At 66.9% G+C, this 15,839-nt stretch carries 13 protein-coding genes; 5 read left to right on the top strand and 8 right to left on the bottom strand.

Annotated features, from left to right (window positions below; translation table 11 throughout):
* Positions 1-74: 74 nt before the first annotated feature.
* The 4 genes from addB (at position 75) to ACNJYD_RS01515 (ending at position 8,280) form a co-directional block, all read left to right on the top strand.
* On the top strand, positions 75-3,221 hold the full coding sequence (gene addB / locus ACNJYD_RS01530) for a double-strand break repair protein AddB (RefSeq protein ID WP_439365140.1): 3,147 nt from the start codon (positions 75-77) through the stop codon (positions 3,219-3,221).
* Positions 3,215-6,724 carry a double-strand break repair helicase AddA gene (gene addA / locus ACNJYD_RS01525; protein ID WP_439365139.1) on the top strand — a complete coding sequence of 1,170 codons (3,510 nt, stop codon included), beginning with the start codon at positions 3,215-3,217 and terminating at the stop codon, positions 6,722-6,724. The genes addB and addA overlap by 7 nt, the downstream gene beginning before the upstream one ends.
* Before the next feature lie 70 nt (positions 6,725-6,794).
* Positions 6,795-7,115, top strand: coding sequence for a thioredoxin (gene trxA, locus ACNJYD_RS01520; RefSeq protein WP_008540017.1), 321 nt, complete (start codon positions 6,795-6,797; stop codon positions 7,113-7,115).
* A 157-nt stretch (positions 7,116-7,272) separates the two neighbouring features.
* Entirely contained in the window at positions 7,273-8,280 is a 1,008-nt protein-coding gene (locus tag ACNJYD_RS01515) for an ATP-dependent DNA ligase (RefSeq protein ID WP_439367564.1), read from the top strand.
* A gap of 139 nt (positions 8,281-8,419) precedes the next feature.
* Here the strand turns inward: ACNJYD_RS01515 and ACNJYD_RS01510 are convergent, their stop codons facing one another.
* From ACNJYD_RS01510 to trpA, 4 genes are all read right to left on the bottom strand, one after another.
* Positions 8,420-9,160, bottom strand: coding sequence for a metallophosphoesterase family protein (locus tag ACNJYD_RS01510; RefSeq protein WP_439367563.1), 741 nt, complete (start codon positions 9,158-9,160; stop codon positions 8,420-8,422).
* A gap of 124 nt (positions 9,161-9,284) precedes the next feature.
* Positions 9,285-10,628: a bifunctional folylpolyglutamate synthase/dihydrofolate synthase gene (locus ACNJYD_RS01505; RefSeq protein WP_439365138.1), complete on the bottom strand. Its 1,344-nt coding sequence runs from the start codon at positions 10,626-10,628 to the stop codon at positions 9,285-9,287.
* Positions 10,625-11,566: an acetyl-CoA carboxylase, carboxyltransferase subunit beta gene (accD, locus tag ACNJYD_RS01500; protein WP_172788597.1), complete on the bottom strand. Its 942-nt coding sequence runs from the start codon at positions 11,564-11,566 to the stop codon at positions 10,625-10,627. Before accD ends, ACNJYD_RS01505 begins: the two co-directional genes overlap by 4 nt.
* A gap of 109 nt (positions 11,567-11,675) precedes the next feature.
* A complete protein-coding gene (gene trpA / locus ACNJYD_RS01495; protein ID WP_172788598.1) occupies positions 11,676-12,512 on the bottom strand; it encodes a tryptophan synthase subunit alpha in 837 nt (278 codons plus the stop codon).
* A 72-nt stretch (positions 12,513-12,584) separates the two neighbouring features.
* Here trpA and ACNJYD_RS01490 point away from each other — a divergent pair, with 72 nt between their 5' ends.
* Positions 12,585-12,929 carry an endonuclease domain-containing protein gene (locus tag ACNJYD_RS01490; RefSeq protein WP_439365137.1) on the top strand — a complete coding sequence of 115 codons (345 nt, stop codon included), beginning with the start codon at positions 12,585-12,587 and terminating at the stop codon, positions 12,927-12,929.
* Positions 12,930-13,008: 79 nt separating this feature from the next.
* On the opposite strand, the gene trpB is transcribed toward ACNJYD_RS01490, so the two are convergent.
* The 4 genes from trpB to ACNJYD_RS01470 form a co-directional block, all read right to left on the bottom strand.
* Positions 13,009-14,226, bottom strand: a complete 1,218-nt coding sequence (gene trpB / locus ACNJYD_RS01485) for a tryptophan synthase subunit beta (protein WP_439365136.1) — start codon at positions 14,224-14,226, stop codon at positions 13,009-13,011.
* Positions 14,223-14,894: a phosphoribosylanthranilate isomerase gene (locus tag ACNJYD_RS01480; RefSeq protein WP_439365135.1), complete on the bottom strand. Its 672-nt coding sequence runs from the start codon at positions 14,892-14,894 to the stop codon at positions 14,223-14,225. The genes trpB and ACNJYD_RS01480 overlap by 4 nt, the downstream gene beginning before the upstream one ends.
* 67 nt (positions 14,895-14,961) lie before the next feature.
* Positions 14,962-15,354 (bottom strand): lipopolysaccharide assembly protein LapA domain-containing protein, encoded by a 393-nt coding sequence (locus ACNJYD_RS01475; protein WP_212257926.1) that lies wholly within the window; start codon positions 15,352-15,354, stop codon positions 14,962-14,964.
* Between the two features lie 82 nt (positions 15,355-15,436).
* Entirely contained in the window at positions 15,437-15,742 is a 306-nt protein-coding gene (locus ACNJYD_RS01470) for an integration host factor subunit beta (RefSeq protein ID WP_124162406.1), read from the bottom strand.
* Positions 15,743-15,839: the final 97 nt, after the last annotated feature.

Raw genomic sequence — 15,839 nt, 5'->3', positions numbered from 1 at the left:
GGACTACTCGCCCATACCCATGACCATTTGACCCCGTCTCCCTATATTGCCTGATCCTTCGAATCAGGCAGCCCATGCGCGTTTTCAGCGTTCCCATCTCAGTTCCGTTCCTGCGCACGGTCGTCACGGCCCTGCTCGATGGGCGGCTGGTCGAGGGGTTCGAGGCGCGCAAGGAACCGGCGCGGCTGGCGGACGCCACGCTGTATCTGCCGACGCGGCGCGCGATGCGCGTCGTCCGCGAGATCTTCCTCAACGAGATGAAGGCGGATGCCGTGGTGCTGCCGCGCATCGTCGCGCTCGGCGATATCGACGAGGACGAGCTCGCTTTCGCGGGCGAGAGCGAACAGTTTTCCGGGACCGCGCCGCTCGACATTCCGCCGCGCCTGGGCGAGCTCGAACGGCGGCTGACGCTGGCGCAGCTCGTCGCCGCCTGGGCCAAGGGCCCGGTGCTGGCGCCGCTGGTGGTCGGCGGCCCCGCCTCGACGCTGGCGCTGGCTTCCGATCTCGCGCGCCTGATCGACGACATGGTGACGCGCGGCGTCGACTGGAGCGCGCTCGATGGGCTGGTGCCTGACAACCTCGACCGCTACTGGCAGCACTCGCTCGAATTCCTGCGCATCGCCCGCATCGCCTGGCCCGCTCATCTCGCCGAGATCAAGCGGATCGAGCCCGCGGCGCGGCGCGACCAACTGATCGAAGCGGAAGCCAAACGGCTGACCGCGCATCCGCATGGCCCCGTGATCGCGGCCGGCTCGACCGGATCGATGCCGGCCACGGCAAAATTCCTGCGCGCGGTCGCATTGCTGCCGCATGGCGCCGTGGTGCTGCCGGGCCTCGACACCGATCTCGACGACGACGCCTGGCGCAGCATCGGCGGCGTGCGCGACTCGCTTGGCAAGTTCGCGGAGCATCCGGCGTCGAACCATCCGCAATATGCGATGCATGCGCTGCTCGATCGCTTTGGCATCAAGCGCAGCGACGTCGAGATTCTCCACCCGCCAGCCGAGGGCGGCCGCGACATCCTTGCATCGGAATCGATGCGGCCGTCCGCCAAGACCGAGGTCTGGCACGACCGGCTGAAGCAGCCTGATGTCGCCGCGAAGATCGCGGGCGGCATGCAGAACCTCGCGGTGGTCGAAGCGCCCAATCCCGAGATGGAAGCGCTCGCCATCGCCATCGCGATGCGCGAGGCGCGCCATCTCGACAAATCCGCGGCGCTGGTGACGCCCGACCGCGCGCTGGCGCGGCGGGTGATGGCGGCGCTGACGCGATGGGATCTCGCCTTCGACGATTCCGGCGGCGACGTGCTGATGGAAACCTCCGCCGGCTCGTTTGCGCGCCTCGCGGCAGAGGCGGCGACCAAGGGCCTGGAGCCGCCGACGCTGCTGGCGATGCTGAAGCATCCACTGTGCCGGCTCGGCCGCGCGCCGGGCGCGTGGAAGATGGCAATCGAGAGCCTGGAGCTCGCGGTGCTGCGCGGCACGCGGCCGCCTGCGGGCACGGCCGGCCTCCTGCGCGAATTCAACCGCTTCCGCGAGGAGCTGGCGAAGCTGTGGCGCAGCGAGGTCTCCGCGCTGCATCGCGCCGAGCCGCGGGCGCGCCTGAAAGCCGAGGATCTCGATCGCATCCAGGCTCTGGTCGATGCCCTGCAAAAAGCCTTGGCGCCGATCGAGAGCCTGCCGCCCGCGAGGCCCTACGACTTCGCCGAGCTCGCGCATCGGCATCGCGAGATCATGATCGAGCTGTCGCGCGACGAGCAGGGCATCCCGCTCGCCTTCGAGGATCGCGATGGTCTTGCGCTCGCCGGCGCGTTCGACGATCTCCTGCGCGGCGGCACAACCAGCGGATTGCTGGTGCAGCTAGCGGACTACGCGGACGTCTTCCAGACCGCGTTCGGCGATCGCGCGGTGCGGCGGCGCGACAGGCCGGGCGCACGCTTGCAGATCTACGGCCCCCTGGAATCGCGCCTGATGCAGGCCGACCGCGTCATCATCGGCGGCCTGATCGAAGGTGTCTGGCCGCCGGCGCCGCGCATCGATCCCTGGCTCAGCCGGCCGATGCGGCACGAGCTCGGCCTCGATCTGCCGGAACGCCGTATCGGCCTCTCCGCCCATGACTTCGCGCAATTGCTCGGTGGCGACGAGGTGATCCTCACCCACGCCGCCAAGGCCGGCGGCGCGCCGGCGGTGGCCTCGCGCTTCCTGCATCGGCTGGAGGCGGTGGCCGGCGACGAGCTCTGGAAGGCGGCCATTCGCGGCGGTGAGACATACGTGCAGTTCGCTGCGGCGCTCGACCAGCCCGCCGAGGTGAAACCGATCAAGCAGCCCGAGCCCCGGCCGCCGCGCGCGACACGGCCGCTCAAGATGTCCGTCACCGAGATCGAAGATTGGCTGCGCGATCCCTACACGATCTACGCCAAACGTATCTTGCGGCTCGATGCGCTCGATCCCGTCGACATGCCGCTCTCGGCCGCCGATCGCGGTTCGGCGATTCACGATGCCATCGGCGAATTCACGGAAAGCTATGCGACGCGTCTGCCGGACGATCCCGCGCGGATGCTGCGCGCGATCGGCGAGAAGCATTTTGCGCCGCTGATGGAGCGGCCCGAGGCAAGGGCGCTGTGGTGGCCGCGCTTCCAGCGCATCGCGCGCTGGTTCGGCGAATGGGAGACGGCGCGGCGCGAGGCGATCGAGGCGATCGTCGCGGAGACCCGTGGCGAGATCTCGATCATGCTTGATCCTCAGCGCAGCTTCCGCCTCTCGGCGCGCGCCGACCGCATCGAGCGCCGCCAGGGCGGCTTCTATGCCATCCTCGACTACAAGACCGGTCAGCCGCCAACCGGCAAGCAGGTCCGCATGGGCCTGTCGCCGCAGCTGACGCTGGAAGCTGCGATCCTGCGCGAGGGCGGCTTCCCTGATATCGACGCCGGCGCCTCCGTGAGCCAGCTCGTCTATGTCCGCCTCAGCGGCAACAACCCGCCGGGCGAGGAGCGCATCCTCGAGCTCAAGTTCAAGCCGGGCGACGAGCCGCAGCCGCCGGACACCGCGGCCGCAGAAGCGCGAGCCAAGCTGGAAGCGCTGATCCGCGCCTTCGAGGACGAGAACCAGCCCTATACCTCGCTGAACCTGCCGATGTGGGCGAACCGCTACGGCACCTATGACGACCTTGCCCGGATCAAGGAATGGTCCGCGGCCGGCGGATTGGGGATCGAGGAATGGTGAAGGCGCCGCGTCCCATCCCTGACGAGGTGCGCGCGCGGCAGGCGCGTGCCTCCGATCCGACTGCATCGGCCTTCGTCTCGGCCAATGCGGGCTCGGGCAAGACGCATGTGCTGGTGCAGCGCGTGATCCGCCTCTTGCTGTCGGGCGTGCCGCCGGAAAAAATCCTCTGCATCACCTTCACCAAGGCCGCCGCCGCCAACATGGCCGAGCGCGTGTTCACCACGCTCGGTCATTGGGTGACGCTGGACGATGATGCGCTCAAGAAGGCGATTATCGCAGTTGGCATTCCGCACCCCAACGCAAAGCTGTGCCGTGAAGCGCGAAAGCTGTTCGCCTGCGCGCTGGAGACGCCGGGCGGGCTGAAGGTGCAGACCATCCACGCGCTGTGCACCCGCCTGCTCCAGCAATTTCCGTTCGAGGCCAACGTTCCCGCGCGCTTTGCCGTGATCGACGAGCGCGACCAGACCGACATGATGGAGCGCGCCAATCTGAAGGTGCTGCTGGAGGCCGCGCGTGATCCTGACAGCGTCACCGGCCGCGCGCTGCTGACGGCGATGGCGAGCGCCGCCGATGTCACCTTCAAGGAGGTCGTGCGCGAGGCGTGCCTCAGCCGCGATCATTTCATGGCCTGGACCGACGAGGCCGGCAACGCGGAAGCCGCTGCCGCGCAGATGGCTTCGGTGCTGGGCGTCGACACGAGCGATCGGATCGAGGCCGTCGAGACGGAGATTCTCGATGGCCCGTTCCTGCCGCGCGCGCGCTGGGACGACATTGCCTTCGCGCTGGAGGACGGCAGCAAATCCGACAATGACCAGGCAGCGCGGCTGCGCGCCGCCAAGGTGTTTTCCGGCAGCGACCAGGTCGATGCCTATCTGTCCGTGTTTCTCACCGACGACAAGCTGCCGCGCAAGGCGGTGCTGACCAAGAAGTTCTGCGATCACAATCCGTCCGTGGCCCGCCTGTTCGAAGCCGAGGCGCAGCGCCTTGCAGGGCTGATCGAGAAGCGTCGCGCCGTGACGGTTCGCGACCGCACCGCGGCCCTGCTGCATATCGCGACCGCGGCCGCCGCGAATTACCGCCGCGAGAAGCAGGAGCGCGGCCTGCTCGACTACGACGACCTCATCGACAAGACGCTGGCGATGCTGGACCGCATCGCCTCGGGCTGGGTGCATTACAAGCTCGACCGCGGCGTCGATCACGTGTTGATCGACGAAGCCCAGGATACCAGCCCGCGGCAATGGGACATCGTCGCGCACATCATTTCCGAGTTCACCGCCGGCGAAGGCGCGCGCGAGGGGCTGAACCGCACCATCTTCGCCGTCGGCGACGAGAAGCAGTCGATCTTCTCGTTCCAGGGCGCGGCTCCCCACGAGTTCGACGCACGACGGCGCGAGCTGCATCGCAAGTTCACAGCGGCCGGGCTGAAATTCGATCCGGTCGCCTTCACCTATTCGTTCCGCTCGGGTGCGACAATCCTGCATTCGGTCGACCACGTCTTCCGCGATCCCGCGATCTACAAGAGCATCCACTCGGTGGAGATCGGCCATCCCCTGCACAACGCGCTCAGCGATGCCGGCCCGAGCGTGATCGAGCTGTGGGACCTTGCGGAGGCCGACGATCGGCAGGAGATCGAGGGCTGGCGCGCGCCGTTCGACGGCGTCGCCGTGACCAGCCCCGAGGTCAAGCTTTCCCGACGCATCCAGGCCGAGATCAAGCGGCTGGTCGAAGGTGGCACGCTGACAGGGCACGAGGGCGAGCGTCGTCCCCTGCGCTATGGCGACATGCTGATCCTGGTGCGCCGGCGCGGCAATGCATTCGACGCCGTGATCCAGGCACTGAAGCACGCCGGCATTCCGGTCGCCGGTGCCGACCGACTCAAGCTCACCGAGCACATCGCCATCATCGACCTGATGAACCTTGCCGACGCGCTGCTGCTGCCGCAGGACGATCTTGCGCTCGCGGTGGCGCTGAAGAGCCCGCTGTTCGGTCTCGATGACGACGATTTGTTCACGCTTGCCCACGACCGCAAGGGCTCGCTGCGCCGCGCGCTCGGCGAGCATGCGGCCACAAGCGAGACATTCGCCACGGCGCTGCGACGCCTCGAAGCCTGCGAGATCCGCGCCCGAGACGAGACGCCGTTCGCGTTCTACGCCTGGCTGCTGGGCGGCGACGGCGGACGCGCCCGCATCCTGCGTCGGCTCGGCCACGAGGCCAATGACGCGCTCGACGAATTCCTGGAGCTCGCGCTGAACTACGAGCGCAAGGCGCCGGCCTCGCTGCAGGGCTTCATGGCCTGGCTGCGCTCGGCCGACACCGAGGTGAAGCGCGACATGGAGATCTCGCGCGACGAGGTGCGGGTGATGACCGTGCACGGCGCCAAGGGCCTGGAGGCCTCGGTCGTGTTCATGGTCGACACCACGTCCTCGCCCGCGGACTCGCAGCGGCTGCGGCTGATCCATGTGCCGCGCGGCAATGGCGGCGAGGTCGTGGTCTGGGCCGGCCGCAAAGCTGATGATCCCAAACCCGTCGCCGAGGCGCGCAAGGCAATGCTGGAGGAGACCGAGGACGAATATCGCCGCCTGCTCTATGTCGCGATGACGCGCGCGGCCGACCGGCTGATCGTCGGCGGCTGCATGCCCGGCAATATGAAGACGGTGCGCAAGCTGAGCTGGTACGACCTCGTCGACACCGGGCTCAAAGGCTCGGGCCTGGACAAGCAGGTGATCGAGACGCCGCTCGGCAAGGTGACCCGGTTCGCACGCCCGGAGGATGCCGCGGCGCTGGGCGCGCCGGCGACCTCGGTGCACCAGACCATCGCGCTGCCGGACTGGCTGCGGACACCGGCGCCGCGCGAGACCATCGACGAGGATTCCGTGCGCCCCTCGGGCCAGTCTGCCGAGGAGGGCCGCAGCGTCCGACCGGGCGAATCGGTGCAGTCGCGCGCGCTGGCGCTGCAACGCGGCACGCTTGTTCACCGTTTGCTGCAATCGCTGCCCGAGATCGCCAGCGAGCGCCGGCGCGAGGCCGCGCTCGCCTTCATGGCGCGCAACGCCTCGGACTGGCCGGAGCCCGACCGCATCGCACTGGCCGACAAGGTGCTCGCTTTGATCACGGACCCGCGCTTTGCGCCGGTCTTTGCCGCCGGCAGCCGGGCGGAGGTGGCCATTGCCGGCCGGCTGGAGCGGCCGGGCCGCACCCCGGCCCTGATATCGGGGCAGATCGACCGGCTGGTCGTGCGCCCCGAGGAGGTCCTGATCGTCGACTTCAAGACCAACCAGAGCCCACCCAAGAGCGCCGGCGAGGCGCCCGCCGCCTATGTCCGCCAGCTGGCGCTGTACCGGGCGGTGCTGTCGCAGCTTTATCCCCAAAAGCCGGTTAGGGCCGTCCTGCTCTGGACCGAGGCCCTTGAATACATGGAGATTTCGGCCCCCGCGCTGGACGCGGCGCTGGCATCCCTTCATCTCGGTGTGAGCGTCCTTGACCCGGCAAGGGGCCGTTCATAGGTTGACCGCATGATCCCGGGCGCGATTCCAGGTCGCGCCGATTCTCTTTCAACCGAGTGAGGTAATCCCAATGGCCGTTAGCAAGGTTTCCGACGCCGATTTCGAAGCCGAAGTGCTCAAGGCGAACGGCCCCGTGGTCGTCGATTTCTGGGCCGAATGGTGCGGCCCCTGCCGCATGATTGCACCCGCGCTCGACGAGATCGCCGGCGCGATGGGCGACAAGGTCAAGATCGTCAAGCTCAATGTCGACGAGAGCCCGAAGACCGCCTCCAAGTACGGCGTGATGTCGATCCCGACCCTGATGATCTTCAAGGGCGGCGAGATGGCCTCGCGCCAGGTCGGCGCTGCGCCCAAGGCGAAGCTGCAGCAGTGGATCACCTCTGCGGTCTGATCCACTGGCGCAGGATTATTGGCGCAAGATTATTTTCGACAACGGCCGGCGAAAGCCGGCCGTTTTGCGTTGATGGGACGTGTTCAGCGTATGACGAGTCCCGCCCTTGCCTGCTCCTCCCCGTAAGCGCGACCGCAAGCCCACGTCTCTCGTGGCGATGGAGGCGCGTTCGGTCGACGCGATCCCGCGCGGCAAGGAGTGGCAGTACGAGCCGAAATGGGACGGCTTTCGCTGCCTGCTGGCGCGCAACGGCAGCAACGTCGATCTGCGCTCCAAATCCGGCGAGGACCTCGCGCGCTATTTCCCGGAAGTCGTCGCCGCGGCCTTGGAGCTGAAGGCCGACCGCTTCACGCTCGACGGCGAGATCGTCGTGCCGCACGGCAAGAGCTTTTCCTTCGACGCGCTGCTGCAACGCATTCATCCGGCGGCAAGCCGCGTGAAGAAGCTCTCGCAGGAGACACCGGCGCTCTACCTCATCTTCGATCTGCTCGCGACATCCAGAGAGAAAGGTCTGGCCGAGAAGACGCTGCGCGAGCGCCGGCCGGCGCTGGAAGTCTTTGCGAAAGCCAATCTCAGGGGCAGCCTCTTCCGTCTCTCGCCGACGACGATGAGCTACGCCACGGCAAACAAATGGCTGGCGCAATCCGGCGGCGGCTCGGACGGCGTCATCGCCAAGCGGATCGACCTGCCCTACCAGGGCGGAAATCGCGATGGCATGCAGAAGATCAAGAAATTTCGCAGCGCCGATTGCGTGGTCGGCGGCTTCCGCTATGCCACCAACAAGATCGCCGGCCGGAACGTCGTCGGCTCGCTGCTGCTCGGGCTCTACGACGATGACGGCCTGCTGCACCATGTCGGCTTCACTTCGGCGATCAAGGCTGAGGCGAAGCCTTCTCTGACCGATCGGCTCGAAGCGCTGATCGGCGAGCCCGGCTTCACCGGCAACGCGCCGGGCGGGCCGAGCCGCTGGTCGACCGAGCGTTCGGCAAAGTGGTGTCCGCTGAAGCCGAAGCTGGTGATCGAGGTCTGCTACGACCATCTCAGCGGCGAGCGTTTTCGCCACGGCACCTCGATCCTGCGCTGGCGTCCCGACAAGGCGCCGCGGCAATGCACCTTCGAGCAGCTGAAGCAGAAGGCGGCCGATCCGATGAAGCTGTTGAAGTGACGTGGTCTCGTGCCCCGGACGTAGCGCAGCGCCTCTTCAGCGATGCGCTGCAGAGCCGGGGCCCATGTTGCGGCATTCTGGGTCTCGGCTCTGCGGCTCATCGCTTGCGCGATGCGCCTTGTCCGGGACACGAGAGGTTCTACTTGATCCACCCCGTCGCCAGCGCGTTCGCCAGCTCCGGCTGACCGTTGCGCCGCGCCAGCGCGGCCATGACCTCGTGATCGTAGGCGACGTGCCGGAAGGTCACCTGCCAGGCACCATCGATGCGTTCGAGGATCGCATAGCGCGCGTGCGGCGTGCCGGCTTCGACGACATGCGGGACCGGATGCTTGTCGCGATAGCCGGGGCTGCCGACGCTGCCGGGATTGACGATCAGCCGGCCGTCGCGCAGGCGCACCGCGCGGGCGAGATGGGTGTGGGCGCACAGGATCAGCGATTGCGTGATGCCTTGCGCGAGCTGCTCGATGCGGTCGAGCGGCGACAGCGCCACCGCGCCGTCGGGATGGACGGTGTCGAGCCAGTACACCTCATCGCTGCCGGGCGTCGCATGGCAAAGGAACACCTGCTCGCGGAAGACCCGCGTCATCGGCTGCGCGCGCAGCCAATCGAGGTGGGCGGCATCGAGCTGCGCATGAGCCGGACGATCCCACGAGCCCATCTTCTCCGGCGAACGGTCGAGCAAGTAACGGTCGTGATTGCCGAGCACGTGCACGGCGTCGAGCGGCATCAGGATCTCGATGGTGCGGCGCGCATCGAGCGGGCCACTCAGCATGTCGCCGAGATTGACGATGTCGGCGATGCCGAGCGCGCGGATGTCGGCGAGCACGGCCTCAAGCGCGAGGTAGTTTCCGTGGATGTCGGCAATCGCGGCAAAGCGCATTGGCATTTCTCACTCTCGTGCCCCGGACGCAGTGCAGCACGCAGTGGTGCGCTGCAGAGCCGGGGCCCATGTTGCGGCATTTCTGGGTCCCGGCTCGCGCTTCGCGCGTCCGGGACACGAGAATTCATGCAGGAGGCGTGCCGTTGATCGCCAGCACGTGGCCGGCGAGATACAGCGAACCGGTGATCAGGATGCGCGGCGGCAGCTCGTAGGCGAGCTGCGCCAGGGCGCGCAAAGCGGCTTCGACGCCAGGGGCGGGCTCGACGCGCATGCCGAGGCTGCGCGCGGCATCGGCGAGACGGTCGACCGGCATCGCATTCTCGATGTCGGGGATCGGCACTGCGATGATGTGACGGGTGAGGCCGGCGAAATTGGCGAGGAAGCCCTGCGCATCCTTGTTGGCCATCATGCCGGCGATGATCACCAGCGGCCGCGACACCCGCTCCTCGAGATCGCCGACCGCCGCCGCTGCCACGCGGCCACCTTCGGCATTGTGGCCGCCATCGAGCCAGATCTCCGAGCCCTGCGGACCCCAGGACAGCAGCTCGCCCGAGGTGAGGCGCTGCATCCGCGCCGGCCATTCGGCACTGAGGATGCCGGCCTCGAACGCGGCGTGGTTGACCTTCAGGTCCGGAAGCGCGCGCAGCGTCGCGATCGCGAGCCCGGCATTGGCGAATTGGTGGCGGCCGAACAGACGCGGTGCCGGCAGGTCCATCAAGCCGCGGTCGTCGGAATAGACCAGACGTCCGCGCTCGACATTGACGTGCCAGCTCTCGTTGGCGGCAAACAGCGGCGCACGCATGCGCCTCGCCTGCGCTTCGATCACGGCCATCGCCTCCGGCATCTGCTCGGCGCAAATCACGGGCACGCCGCGCTTGATGATCGCGGCCTTCTCGCCGGCAATCGAGGCCAGCGTCTCGCCGAGGAAATCCATGTGATCCATGCTGACGGGCGTGATCACGCAGGCCGCAGGCTGATCGACCACATTGGTCGAATCGAGCCGGCCGCCGAGGCCGACTTCGAGCAGCACGATTTCGGCCGGGTTCTGCGCGAACAGCTGGAAGGCGGCCGCCGTCTTCAACTCGAACAAGGTCGCGGCCTCACCGGCATTGACGCGTTCGACTTCTTCCAGCGCGGCACGCAGCTCGTCGTCACCGACGAGCACACCGCCGCCGACGCGGCCAAGGCGAAAACATTCGTTGATGCGGACGAGATAGGGCGAGGTATAGGCGTGGACGCGCAAGCCTGAAGCCTCCAGCGTCGCGCGCAGATAGGCGAGCGTCGAGCCCTTGCCGTTGGTGCCGGCGATGTGGATCACCGGCGGCAGCTTGCGTTCGGGGTGGCCGAGCCGCTCGAGCAGGCGGTGCATCCGCTCCAGGCCGAGATCGATGCGCTTCTGATGCAGGGCCGACAGCCGCCCGATCACTTCGTCGAGCGGTGTCTTTGCACGGTCAGGGGAAGCGTTCACGCGTGCGGCGCAGCCGGCGCCGTCTCGGCGGCCGATACGATCTGCGCCGGGCTTGCGACCGGCTGCACGGACTTCGATGCACCTTCCTGCGCCGGCGCCTTGGTCAAGAGGCGGCAGAGCCGCGCCAGCGTCGGGCGCAGCTCGTGGCGATGAACGACCATGTCGACCATGCCGTGCTCCTTGAGGTACTCGGCGCGCTGGAAACCTTCAGGCAGCTTCTCGCGGATGGTCTGCTCGATCACGCGCGCGCCGGCAAAACCGATCAGCGCGCCGGGCTCGGCGATCTGCACGTCGCCGAGCATCGCATAGGACGCGGTGACCCCGCCGGTGGTCGGATTGGTCAGCACGACGATGTAGGGCAGCTTTGCCTCGCGCAGCATCTGCACCGCAACGGTGGTGCGCGGCATCTGCATCAAGGACAAAATGCCTTCCTGCATGCGCGCGCCGCCGCTCGCCGCGAACACGATGAACGGGGACCTCTTCTCGACCGCGAGCTCCATCCCGCGCACGATGGCTTCGCCCGCGGCCATGCCGAGCGAGCCGCCCATGAAGTCGAAATCCTGCACGGCGACGACGACGGCGGCGCCTTCGAGCTTGCCATAGCCGACCTTGACCGCGTCGTTCAGATTGGTCCGCGCCCGCGCATCCTTGATGCGGTCGACATATTTCTTCTCGTCGCGGAACTTGAGCGGGTCAGGCGTGACCTCGGGCAGTGCGACGTCGAACCAGGTCTCGTTGTCGAAGATCGACTTGAGACGCGCCACCGCGCCCATGCGCATGTGGTAGTTCGAGCCGGGGATGACGAACTGGTTGGCCTCGACGTCCTTGTAGAACACGAGCTGTCCGGAATCCGGGCACTTGATCCACAGGTTCTCCGGCGTCTCCCGCCGCAGCATGTTGCGGATCTTCGGCCGGACCACATTGGTAAGCCAGTTCATGGTTTGCTCCGATGTGCGATCCCGCTGGGAATCGCCTGAAGGATATATGGCGGCCGGACATCTGCCCGGCAAGCCGCCGTGTCGCCCGTCCCAACAGCGGAATTATGGCCTATTCCGCCGCCTGCTGTGCGCCCTTGACGCCCTGGGCCAGGGCGGCCGTCAGCTCGGCGACGGCGTTAACGGTTTTGGCGGTCGCCCGCCCCTCGGCATCGAGGCTGTTCTTGAGCGCATCGACCAGCGCGGTACCGACCACCGAACCATCCGCCTTCTCGGCAATGGCGCGCGCTGCCTCCGGCGTGCGGATGCCGAAACCGACGCAGATCGGCAGCCTGGTATGCCGCTTGATGCGCGCGACAGCTTCGCCGACGGCATTGGCGTCCGCCGCTGCTGCACCGGTGATGCCGGCGATCGAGACGTAATAGACAAAGCCTGATGTGTTCGCGAGCACCGCGGGCAGGCGCTTGTCGTCGGTGGTCGGGGTCGCCAGGCGAATGAAGTTCAGCCCCGCCTTCAGCGCGGGAATGCAGAGCTCGTCGTCTTCCTCCGGCGGCAGATCGACGATGATCAGGCCGTCGACGCCGGCCGTCTTGGCATCGGCCAGAAACTTGTCGACGCCGTAGATGTAGATCGGATTGTAATAGCCCATCAGCACCAGCGGCGTGACATTGTCGTCCTTGCGGAAGTCGCGCACCAGCTCCAGCGTCTTCTTCAAGGTCATGCCGATCTTGAGCGCACGCAGGCCTGCAGCCTGGATCGAGGGACCATCCGCCATCGGATCGGTGAAGGGAATGCCGAGTTCGATGACGTCGGCGCCGGACTTCGGCAGCGCCTTGACGATCTCGAGCGATGTCGCCGGATCGGGATCGCCGGCCATCACATAGGTGACAAAGGCCGCGCGGCCTTGGCTTTTCAGATCGGCGAAACGGGTATCGATACGCGTGGTCATAGTGCGGCGGCCGCTGTGCTATACCTCTCCCCACCGGGGAGAGGTCGGCTGCGAAGCAGCCGGGTGAGGGGGATGGAGCGATTCAAGTCGAGAGCGCGACGGCTCCGCGAGTCACAGACGAGCGCGGAAGCAAAGCTTTGGCAGGCGCTGCGCAACCGGCAGCTCGCCCGCTGGAAGTTTCGCCGCCAGCATCCGGTGGACCGGTTTGTGGTCGATTTCGTGACGCTGGACGGTAAGCTCATCATAGAGGTTGACGGCGTCACGCATTCCAGCCCGTCCCAGATCGAACGTGACGAAGCCAGAACCAAGGTGCTCGAGTCCTGTGGTTTCCTGGTCTTGCGCGTTTCGAACACCGATGTGTACGAGAATCTCGAGGGCGTCCTGGAGCTTATCGAGACCTCACTGAGGTTCGAGTAAGCGGAGAGGCCCCTCACCCGGCTGCTTCGCAGCCGACCTCTCCCCGACGGGGAGAGGTGAAGAGAGTGCGACACACTCCTCACTTGTTCTTGCCCCTCAGGATGTCGCCGACCTGCGGGACGTCCTTGTCGCCGCGGCCGGAGAGATTGACGACCATCAGGTGATCCCTGGGCCGCTTCGGCGCGAGCTCCATCACCTTGGCAATGGCATGCGCGGGCTCGAGCGCGGGGATGATGCCTTCGAGCTTGGACAGCAGCTGGAACGCGGCGAGCGCCTCGTCGTCGGTTGCGGAGAGATAATTCACGCGGCCGACCTCGTGCAGCCAGGAATGCTCGGGGCCGATGCCGGGATAATCGAGACCCGCCGAGATCGAATGCGCGTCCTGGATCTGGCCGTCGGCGTCCATCAAGAGATAGGTGCGGTTGCCGTGGAGAACGCCGGGACGGCCGCCCGCGATCGAGGCGGCATGCAGCTGGGTGAGGCCATGGCCGGCAGCTTCGACGCCGAAGATTTCGACCGCGGGATCGTCGAGGAACGGATGGAACAGGCCCATCGCGTTGGAGCCACCGCCGATGCAGGCGACCAGCGAATCCGGCAGGCGGCCCTCGATCTCCTGCATCTGCGCCTTGGTCTCGTCGCCGATGACCGACTGGAAATCGCGCACAAGCGTCGGATAGGGATGCGGGCCCGCCACCGTGCCGATGCAATAGAACGTGTTGTGCACGTTGGTGACCCAGTCGCGCAGCGCCTCGTTCATGGCGTCCTTGAGCGTGCGCGTGCCCGACTGCACCGGCATCACCTTCGCGCCCAGCATCTCCATGCGGATGACGTTGGGCTGCTGCCGCTCGACGTCGACGGCGCCCATATAGACCACGCATTCGAGGCCGAAGCGCGCGCACAGCGTCGCGGTGGCGACGCCATGCTGACCCGCGCCGGTCTCGGCGATGATGCGCTTCTTGCCCATGCGCCGCGCCAGCATGATCTGGCCGAGCACGTTGTTCACCTTGTGCGAGCCGGTGTGGTTGAGCTCTTCACGCTTGAGGTAGATCTTGGCGCCGCCGAGATGTGAGGTGAGGCGCTCGGCGAAATAGAGCGGCGAGGGCCGGCCGACATAGTTCTTGAGATAGCCGTTCATCTCGGCCTGAAACGCCGGATCAGCCTTGGCCGCGGTGTAGGCCTTCTCCAGATCGAGGATCAGCGGCATCAGCGTTTCGGCGACGAAGCGTCCGCCGAAAATGCCGAAATGGCCGCGCTCGTCCGGGCCGCTGCGGTAGGAGTTTGGCTTGGCGATGTTCATCGGACGCTCAACTCTTGACTTGCATCTTTGCTTGCGCGCGCGGCGCGGATGAAGGCCTTGATCATCTCCGGGTCTTTCACGCCGGGGGCGCTCTCGACACCGGAGGACACGTCGACGCCGCCGGCGCGGGTGACGCGAAGGGCCTCAGCGAGATTGTCGGCGTGCAGCCCGCCCGAGACCATGTAGGGCAGTTTCAGATCGAGGTTTTCGAGCAGGTGCCAGTCGAACGGTTCCCCGAGACCGCCGGGCCGCGTCGCATCCTTCGGCGCGCGCGCGTCGAACAGGATGCGGTCGGCGACGGCGGCGTAACCGGGCAGCACCGCGAGATCGGCTGAGGTTGCGACCGGCACCGCCTTCATGACCGGGCGGCCGAAGCGGTGCTTGATGTCGCGCAGCCGCGCGACGCTCTCCTTGCCGTGGAGCTGGAAAATGTCCGGCGACAGCGCGTCCATGATGTTGTCGAGCGTTGCGTCATCGGCATCGACCGTGAGCGCCACCTTGAGCGCACGCCGCTGCACCTGACGGCCAAGATCGCGGCCGAGCTCCAGGGACAGGTGCCGCGGCGACGGCGGGAAGAACACGAACCCGACCATGTCGGCGCCGGCGCCGAGCGCCGTTTCGAGCGTCTCGGGCGTGGACAGGCCGCAGATCTTGACGAGCAGGGACATGGTCTCAAAGCGGGTAGAGGCCGCAGGTCCGCGGCCGGAAAACGGGGCTTTTCGGTCGGGGCCGCTTCTACAACGTCGCGCGCTGCTTGTCTCGCCCGACGGGCCCGTACAGGCCCATCCCGGAGGGAACGGGAAGGCGCTGGGACGCCGGCTTCGCCGCGGTCGCCTGGGCCCGCAGATCGGCCAGTTCGGCCCTGGCAATCCGGGCCTCCGCGTCATTCCGGCGCGCCGCGCGCCGCCAGCGCCGCTGGCCGAACCAGACGGCGGAGCCGCCCGCGACGACGCCCAGGGCCGCCGCCAGGATCAGCAGCAGGAACAGCGGCAGGGTAATCGACAGCGATGGGTCGTCGGCAATGAAGGGGTCGAAGGAGACGGTGACGAAATGCCGGTTGGCGACGGCGAACGCCACCAGGATCAGGCCCAGCGGAATCACGATCAGCGCGGTCAGGAACTTTCGCATCTCGCTTCGCTCGCCTTGAATCAAGCTTGCGGCCGCATCCTGTGCGACCGCGAAAAACCCTCAAGCGCGCTCACATCGCGCTTCAGTCTGCGCCGCCGGGATCCGGATGGTCGCGGTTCAGCCGCTCGCGCATTTCCTTGCCGGTCTTGAAGAACGGAACGCTCTTCTGATCGACGGGCACATGGGCGCCGGTGCGTGGATTGCGCCCTGCGCGCGCAGGGCGATGCTTGACCGAGAAGGCACCGAAGCCGCGCAGCTCGACGCGATCTCCGCGTGCAAGCGCCGCTACGATCTCTTCGAGAATCGCATTCACAATGTTCTCGACATCCCGCTGGTACAGATGCGGGTTGTGCTCGGCGATACGCTGAACAAGTTCGGATTTGATCATCGAGAGATAGGACCCGGAAGCATGCGGATGACCATTTCCGTGAAAATACCGTGATCTGTCAAGACGCTAAATCAAGGTTGGGCGTCGTGAAAATACG

This window comes from Bradyrhizobium sp. SPXBL-02, assembly GCF_051853065.1.
Classification (GTDB): domain Bacteria; phylum Pseudomonadota; class Alphaproteobacteria; order Rhizobiales; family Xanthobacteraceae; genus Bradyrhizobium.
This window is presented reverse-complemented; position numbering and strand designations above follow the sequence as displayed.